Genomic DNA, 7651 nt, shown 5'->3' with positions numbered 1-7651 from the left:
CTCTTTTAGAGAAAATCCCCATTTTACAGGCCTTCCAGGAGGAAGATTACAAAAATGAAACAGGGGCTTCCGATAAACAGTTGTTATTATTCAATTAACAACCGGACAGTAGTGCTCTGTATTATACTTGAATCCCGGCATTTTTAACAATACTGATGATATGCTTCAATTTTCGGAGTTCTAAAAAAGTCTAGCCTTGCTTGCCACAGTGCCCTGTCAGATCAGCCTTAGCCATGTAGGTTGGGTAGAGTGAAGCGAAACCCAACATATTTATTCATGTTCGACCTCATTATAAAAGATCAATTCCTGGTTTGCATCTCAATTTTGATTATAAATCCCTTTTTTTACGTAACCGTGGAAATTTGAAATTTTCGGGTCCTTGGGCGGTTCGATTAAATTATGTTTAAGCGGATTGTAGCCAATTGTTGGGTTTCACTTCGCTCTACCCAACCTACAAAACTCCCCCTCCTTGAAAGTTTCTTACCATACCCTCAGTTCCTAGATGGCCGATGGTTACATATTGAAGTAGAAACTTCAACCTTGTATCAGGAGTTGTCCTTTAAGATTAAAACTTGCCTGAACCCGTTGTATGATCGAGCCTCAGCTATTCTGAAAAAAAAATCGCTACTTGGTTTGAAGGCTGTTTATCATCTCCGAAGCCAGCTTGACGCCCGCTTCATCCTTGCCGCCCAGGCTGACAGAGTAAGCCCTCTGAAAATATTTCAGCGCCTCTTTACTCAGCCCCTGTTTCTTGAGGAGAACTCCGATCTTCCTTAAATCAAGGGCAATCTTTTTGCTGAGCCCCAGTTCTTTATCATGAACAAGGGCCTCCTCATAGAGCGCCCGGGCATCAGCATATTCAGCCTTTTCAGTTTTAACGTCCGCAATGAGTCTCAATGAATTGGCCGTCTCCTGCTCATTCTTTTGGGCGCGATTGATCTTAAGACCTGTCTGGCCGAGGGCCAGCGTCTTTGGTAAGTCTCTCTCTAAAAATGCCAGCCTGGCCTTGAGGTTGAATATTTTCCCTTGCGCGCCGCAGTTGGCCTTAAGACAAAAATCCATGGCTTTATCAGCCATTTTCCGGGCACCGGTATAATCTTGGGCATCCTTTAAAAGCAGGGCCTTGATAAAAGCGGCCTCTGAGAGCCTTGCCACAGGGTATTTGATATGTGAGGCCTCAAGTATCTCATCTACGGTACGTATGGCATTGTCCCTCTGACCAAGGGCCCTGTATGTGGCGGCGATGTTGATCAGGTTAACCGCGCTCAAGTCAATATCCTCAACGGCCCGGCTGGCATTAAGGGCCTCTTTGTAAAGAACCAGGGCCTTGTTATAACGGCGATTCGCATAGGCCTCTTTAGCTTTCTTATTGAGGCTGGCTTCTTTTTTATAAAACCCTGAAGGCGTAGGTTTCTTTGATCCGCCGCATCCTTCCATTGCCAAAGCAAGTAATAAAATCAGGAGCAAGGCCCAAACAAGAAGGCGCCTTGTTTTAAAATTCGGCCGCTCTTTGTTATTCATAGCTGTCCATTTTGAGTATCTTATCGTCAGGGTTGGCCGCTTTTGGCCGGAAGAGCCAGATATCCTGGACCGATTCCATGATCTTTTGACTCTCGCCCATCAAGTCCTCACCTTTATCCACAAGCCCTGGTACGCTGGCGGACGCTTTTTTTAAGTCTTCGATTGTCTCCTTGACATTTTTCAAGACGTTATCCATAGCTTTCAAAACATTCTCCAGGTCCTGCCTGAAGACACTCGCTGTCTGGTCTACACTGGAGACAGCCCTGTCCATATTTTTAAGTACAGATTCAATCTCTGGTATCACATTCGTCTCAACCGAGGCGGAGAGCTCATCCACGTTCGCTGTAACCTTGACCAGCTCTTTCTTGATAGTCCCGGAAAGGTCACCAACATTTGCTGTAACCTCATTTACACTATCTTGTATGTTTAAAAGAACGGCGTCGAGGTGCTCTGAGGTGGCAACCAGATTGTTTGAAAATTTGTGAATATTAGCAAGTATGGTTCTAAAATCACCCTGTGGATTGTCAAGGTCCTTAATTATCTTTTTAATATCCTCGATGACCGGGGTTACCTGATCCCTTATTTGTTCGGCCAGTTCGCTGAGGCCCCTTTCTCTTTCGAAAGCGATTCTGCCACCCTCTTCCACCCCTCTCTTTGCAGGTGAGCCCGGTGTGATCTCAATGATAGAGTCTCCGATGAATCCCTCCTTTACGAGCCGGGCGCGTGAGTCTATCCTTATCCATTTCATGTAATGGTTGTTTATAGCAAGCTTGACTTCGACTTTTCCCTGATTGTTCATTGAAACCTTTTTAACCTTGCCTATCTTGAACCCTCGAAATTTCACGATCTGACCGTCGCTAAGGTCGGTCCCACTCTCGGTGATGAAATAGATTCTGGTCTTTGGGGTAAAAAGGTCCTGCTGTATCCCAATCATGGTGATGACCGCGGCCAGGCCCACAAAAGCGACCAGGATAAAAATGCCGACCTTTCTTTCCAGATGGACAAATCTAAGGTCTTTTGTCTGTATATCACTCACCCGGCTTGGCCTCCTTTTAACAACCAGACGGTTTTGTCAGCCCGGACATCTTTGAGTGATTGTTCATCGGAGCTGATAAAAACTGACGTCCTTTCTTGTTTCGCACTGTGAAATTTCTCGGTAATTCGGAGCACTTTTCTCGCAGTCTCATTGTCCATTCCTTCAAGCAGTGCGTCATAGATCATAAGTTCGGGCTCCATGAGCATGGCTCGCACCAGAGCCATAATCCTCTTCTCATAAGCAGGCAGTGATCCAGGAGACTCCCCCAGGTATTCGGAAAGCCTCAATGCTTCAAAGCCCAATTCAGTGTAAATATCACGCACTCTTCTCCAGGCATCTGAGAGCTTCTGACTTTTATGATACCATGTCGGAAGTATTATGTTCTCCCCAACCTTAAGGTTACTGATTATTCCTCCATTATCCAGCACCATGCCTATTTTTCTAAAAAGGGTGAAGATCTCACCCTTCCCAACAGACCACAGGTCCTGACCGAAAAGAAACACCCTACCGCTCTCCGGCTGTATACCGCCAATAATTCCCTGGATTATAAGGCTCTTCTCGAAATCAGATTCCGTCAGAATCCTGCACAACCGGCCTGATTTTATCTCAAAATTCAGACCACTAAATGGCCTTAAGGTAACATTTTCAAACCTGATCATATAAAAAGGACCACCGTAATAATCCCGTCAAATAACAGTATGAAAATCAGGCTCTGCATTACCGCATGCGTGGTTGCCTGGGGGATTTCGGTTATAGAAGACCTGACCCTTAACCCATGATAGCACGAGGAGGATGCGATAAGAAGCCCGAACAAAAGACTCTTGATGAACGAAATAAAAATTTCTAATAGACCGAGAACAGAAAATATATTCCCCAATTGCTGTAGAAATCGGATATCCAGAAAAAGCGAGGAGAGTATAAGACCGCCAAAAATGGCCGCTAACTGAAAATAAAAACTAAGCACATATACACAAAGAGTTAACCCCACTACTCTTGGCATAATGAGGTAGCCTATCGGGTCAATGCCCATAAACCTCAAGGAACGCACTTCCCCATTTACCTGCATGGAACCTAACTCTGAGGCTACAGCGGTGCTACTCCTGATGATAATTATTATGGCTGAAAAAAGCGGACCAAGTTCCCTGATTACTATCCATACAAGGGCTTTCCCGACAAGTACCGCATTAAGTCCGACGATATTTGCGGCCTGGGTGATGATGACAATACCAATTAGAACTCCCACAGCGGATATGCCCGCCACCGCCTCAATCCCAGTAAAATATATCTGCCGGTATAGCACCTGCCTCACGGGGGCCAAACGTAAAGCACGCAAGCTCCTCAGGGAATGGAAAAAAAGATCATAAGTGCCCTTTGAATAGATGAAGGCATTGATGGCGCTCCTTCCAGTTTTTTCAACGTTAATGATTTCCAACACGGCCCGCATCTTATCATAAAATATCTACTCCTGATACCCTCGTTCTAAAGGCCTATCCATGGCTTTAGAAAAGAGGTCTTAACAGGGGAAACATATGAGAACTTATTTTTTTATGAGGCGGTATAATTTGGTGGCAAATTGAAGTTATCTAAAAAATTATTTTAAAATTAGATAGTTAGCTTCGATATGATCTTGCTAGCACGCTGCGGATTCTGGGTCAAAGCTTTATTGAAACAGATTCCTGAATAAATCACCCCACCCAATCACCCTTTTGGGTGATGACATCTACCGAAATGATGGATATAACAAAATTACTCATCGAGTAATTATCATTACCCTCTTATTACCTTCCGGGAGCCCTGGACGTTCCTTATTCGAGGGTTACAACGAATAGGGCTCCCTTCCCTTCCATAAAATGTTGATAATTTGGTTTATTATCCGGATTCTTGAATTCAAGTGCTGATTTTATTGCTAACAGATTGATTTTACTTAATATTTATGATATAACCAGGCGCATGAAAGACCTAGCCATTGAAGAAGCTCAACACCTTAACGCATACTTACAAATTTAAAACCAGGTATCAGCCTTCCGAACTGAACCCGATAGAGAAAAAAATATCACAAACAGATTTTAGGATTGAGTAAGAGAGTTTGCGTCTGCTCAGAAAACTAACTAGAGCAGGCCTTTATATCATTTGGCGCAGGCTTTTCCATGGGCTTCGCAAGATAGGCTTTCATTATCAATTTAACTCGAAGCCATTGTTTTAAATGGAATACTTGAAATCTATTTATGAAGAAAGTTCAGGTCCCAGGTTTAGCAAATCGTCTACATCTTTTTCAGACTAACCCCGGCTCTGGTCTTCCGAACGGAAAAGGTCTCTCCGATCTTACAACCCATCTCTTCGGCCATTTCACGTGGAACAACCAGGCTGCCTCGCTTGTTCACCTTGATTTCCTTGAGCTTTTTAGCGGAACGACCTTTCTTGATGGACCGGCTGATGATTCCTTTGACCTTTCCTTTTTCGGCTAAGGCATCGAGGTAAAGGGACTTAAGCTGGGCTGATGTCTTAACACCGAACTTGGCCATGATCTCTCTTGATGGCAGACCAGATTCCACTGCTTTGATCAACGCGCTAGCATTGACTGTCTTTTTCCTGGGCATAAGCTCTCCTTTCTAATTCAGAATCCTGGGTTAAATTATACCTAAACCTGAAACACGGTTGTTAACTTTACAAACCGGTCAGTATTCAGGCTTTACGGCAACAGATTCACCGGCCTCTGGATTCCGGCCGATGTAATCAAAAAGGGTATTGACATTTATCTCACTCACCTCGAGAGCCCGCCGCTCCGCCCAAGATAATTATCCAACTACTCGAGATTTTTTCATAAGCGTTTTTCAAGATGGTTTCTGTCTCTCACTTTTCATCATTCCTGAAAAAACAATGAGAACAATAGGGCATTATGTCAATATCACTTTGACATGAGAGTTTCTGGATACTAAACGGATATACAGAAGTATGTCAAGAAAAAAAACTAAGGTCGAAGTATATTACCAGGTAACTCACTTATGAAAACCATAATTGCTTTTACAAAAGCCGGTTTATTAATCACCGCTAGTCATCTCGGATAATATTATTGACTTGGATACCCAATAGAGACGCGGCTTCGATTAAGGATGCGACTTCATGATTCGGTTTAACGTTATGGTTCCATTTTCTCCTGTCTCTATTTAGCCAGCATGCAGTGATACCGACTCGATTTGCTCCCCCGATGTCATTGTATCCATCCCCGATGTGGATTACCTTTTGAGGCACAGTCTGATAATGATTGATTACGGCGCGAAACAGCTTACCATCTGGAGTATTTTTATAGGCCTTGAACCTTTCCGAGATAAAGACCATGTCAAATTGATATTTCTCGAGGTGCGGCCAGATCATTTCATCATCTGCGTCGCTCACGAGACAAACAGGGAAATATGCGCTGACGGATTGAAGGAATACCTTTGTGTCATCGTATGGAGGCGCTAACTTATGTTCATCAATCCACATCTGAGCTGCATGTTCCGAATCGAAAGTCAGGCCGGTTTTGGTAAACACTTTGTCAAAACAAATTGCAGCGATTGACTTGACAGTTGCAAACCCGGAGCTCAACCTGGCAGCATCATTAAAACGTTCATTAAATAACTCAACCCACGACGCGGAATACTCCTCGGCCAATCGCTCTGAGTACTTCTCCTGTAAAACCTCATGCCAGAACAGGTGACGCCTGCTGTTGACATCAACGAGCGTCTGAAACATGTCTATACAAACCACGGAAAAATCCATCATCCTTAACATACCATAATATTCAATTGCATCTCATGATAAATTGACCAAAACGGGGGTTAGCCTCTCCTGGCCACCCAGATTCGTTCACCTCCATATTGAAAAGATCCGCGGTGCTAAGTGTTGAATTCCTGGATAGGACCTTTCCAGTTTTTATCCTCCATTTCCTTGAACTGACCCTTTGTGTAACGGAAAATGACCTTTCGCCAAAAGGCCTGCGCTGGAAGATTTACGTCCTCCTGCTCCACCCCCCATCTGCCCGGGAACATATCAAAGATACGGTGCGCCACTTTTTGGCCTGTCCCCTGGCGCCTAAACTTCCTCAAAATAAAAAATTCGGCAACGGTGTGGGTGACTTTATTATCAAAAAAATCAATATCCCGCACAAGAACGAACCCAGCCAACTTGCCAGATACTCTCACCAGGAAAGGATAACGCCCGGACTCGATCCAGTAGTGGTCGAGATATTTGTATCCAAAAAGTCCATGCTCATTCACGTCCTTCGGATTAAACTCGCTGTAATCATGATGACACAGTTCCAGCAAATTTCGAAGAATAGACTTATCTTGGATGATGGCCTTCTGGATGTTAATGTCCATTCTGTAAACTCCGTTTAAGCAAATTCGAATTATAAGCTAAAGCGTTTTGCGAAAATGGATCAATTCTATCTTTTATTCATATCATCAGCAATATCAAGAGTAAACTTCACGCATTTGCTTTTCACAGCCCTTTACAATTAATCCTGTTGGGGCCCAAATCCTGACTGCTTCCCGGTCATATGATCTATTTCAACTTTAATAATGGTTACATGTCTGACGATTTTTTCAGGATATTCACGTGATCCGTCTGAATAGTGGCCGACGATAAGATCTAAGGCCATTTTCTTTTCTTCGAGGCCTTCAATAAAAAAGGCCTTGCCAAAGCCAATAACGCTCTGATATTTCATTGAAAAATGACACGGGCTATCTGATTTTATCAGTTCATGATCGATATCCACCTCAAAGCAGACATTATTATTATTTTTTATCATGTCAATCTTTTTTCCTTCAGGGGCGGAATGAATATACAAGCAGCCATCTTTATGGCCAAAATTTACAGGGATAATATATGGAATATTTTTTTCAGAAAAGGCAATCCTGCAGACAGTGGCCTTATCTATTATGGCTTCTATCAATTCTTTATCTGTAATCTCCTGGTCTTTTTTTCGCATTTTCAATAACCTGTACTGCACCCGGATTTCTGGACACCAGTTTAGCCTCATGCGGCTAGTTTGGTCAAGTGTTGCTCACGATACTCAGCCGGGCTCAAATATCCCAGCCGCTCCAGTCGCCATGA

At 43.5% G+C, this 7651-nt stretch carries 8 protein-coding genes; all 8 read right to left on the bottom strand.

From position 1 onward, the window contains the following. Positions 1-624: 624 nt before the first annotated feature. Positions 625-1521 carry a tetratricopeptide repeat protein gene (locus JRI95_15310; protein ID MBW2062909.1) on the bottom strand — a complete coding sequence of 299 codons (897 nt, stop codon included), beginning with the start codon at positions 1519-1521 and terminating at the stop codon, positions 625-627. Continuing rightward, entirely contained in the window at positions 1514-2557 is a 1044-nt protein-coding gene (locus JRI95_15305) for an MCE family protein (GenBank protein MBW2062908.1), read from the bottom strand. The genes JRI95_15310 and JRI95_15305 overlap by 8 nt, the downstream gene beginning before the upstream one ends. Further along, on the bottom strand, positions 2554-3216 hold the full coding sequence (locus JRI95_15300) for an ATP-binding cassette domain-containing protein (GenBank protein ID MBW2062907.1): 663 nt from the start codon (positions 3214-3216) through the stop codon (positions 2554-2556). Before JRI95_15300 ends, JRI95_15305 begins: the two co-directional genes overlap by 4 nt. Next, a complete protein-coding gene (locus JRI95_15295) occupies positions 3213-4001 on the bottom strand; it encodes an ABC transporter permease (protein ID MBW2062906.1) in 789 nt (262 codons plus the stop codon). The genes JRI95_15300 and JRI95_15295 overlap by 4 nt, the downstream gene beginning before the upstream one ends. Positions 4002-4818: 817 nt before the next feature. Further along, a complete protein-coding gene (locus JRI95_15290; GenBank protein MBW2062905.1) occupies positions 4819-5154 on the bottom strand; it encodes a hypothetical protein in 336 nt (111 codons plus the stop codon). A 451-nt stretch (positions 5155-5605) separates the two neighbouring features. Continuing rightward, entirely contained in the window at positions 5606-6319 is a 714-nt protein-coding gene (locus JRI95_15285; protein MBW2062904.1) for an HAD family hydrolase, read from the bottom strand. A 113-nt stretch (positions 6320-6432) separates the two neighbouring features. Next, on the bottom strand, positions 6433-6915 hold the full coding sequence (locus JRI95_15280; protein MBW2062903.1) for a GNAT family N-acetyltransferase: 483 nt from the start codon (positions 6913-6915) through the stop codon (positions 6433-6435). 137 nt (positions 6916-7052) lie between these two features. Next, on the bottom strand, positions 7053-7526 hold the full coding sequence (locus JRI95_15275) for a pyridoxamine 5'-phosphate oxidase family protein (GenBank protein MBW2062902.1): 474 nt from the start codon (positions 7524-7526) through the stop codon (positions 7053-7055). Between the last annotated feature and the right edge of the window lie 125 nt (positions 7527-7651).

This window comes from Deltaproteobacteria bacterium (assembly GCA_019308995.1).
Taxonomy (GTDB): Bacteria; Desulfobacterota; Desulfarculia; order Adiutricales; family JAFDHD01; genus JAFDHD01.
Note: the sequence above shows the minus strand (reverse complement) of the source record. Positions and strands in the feature narration are given on the sequence as shown.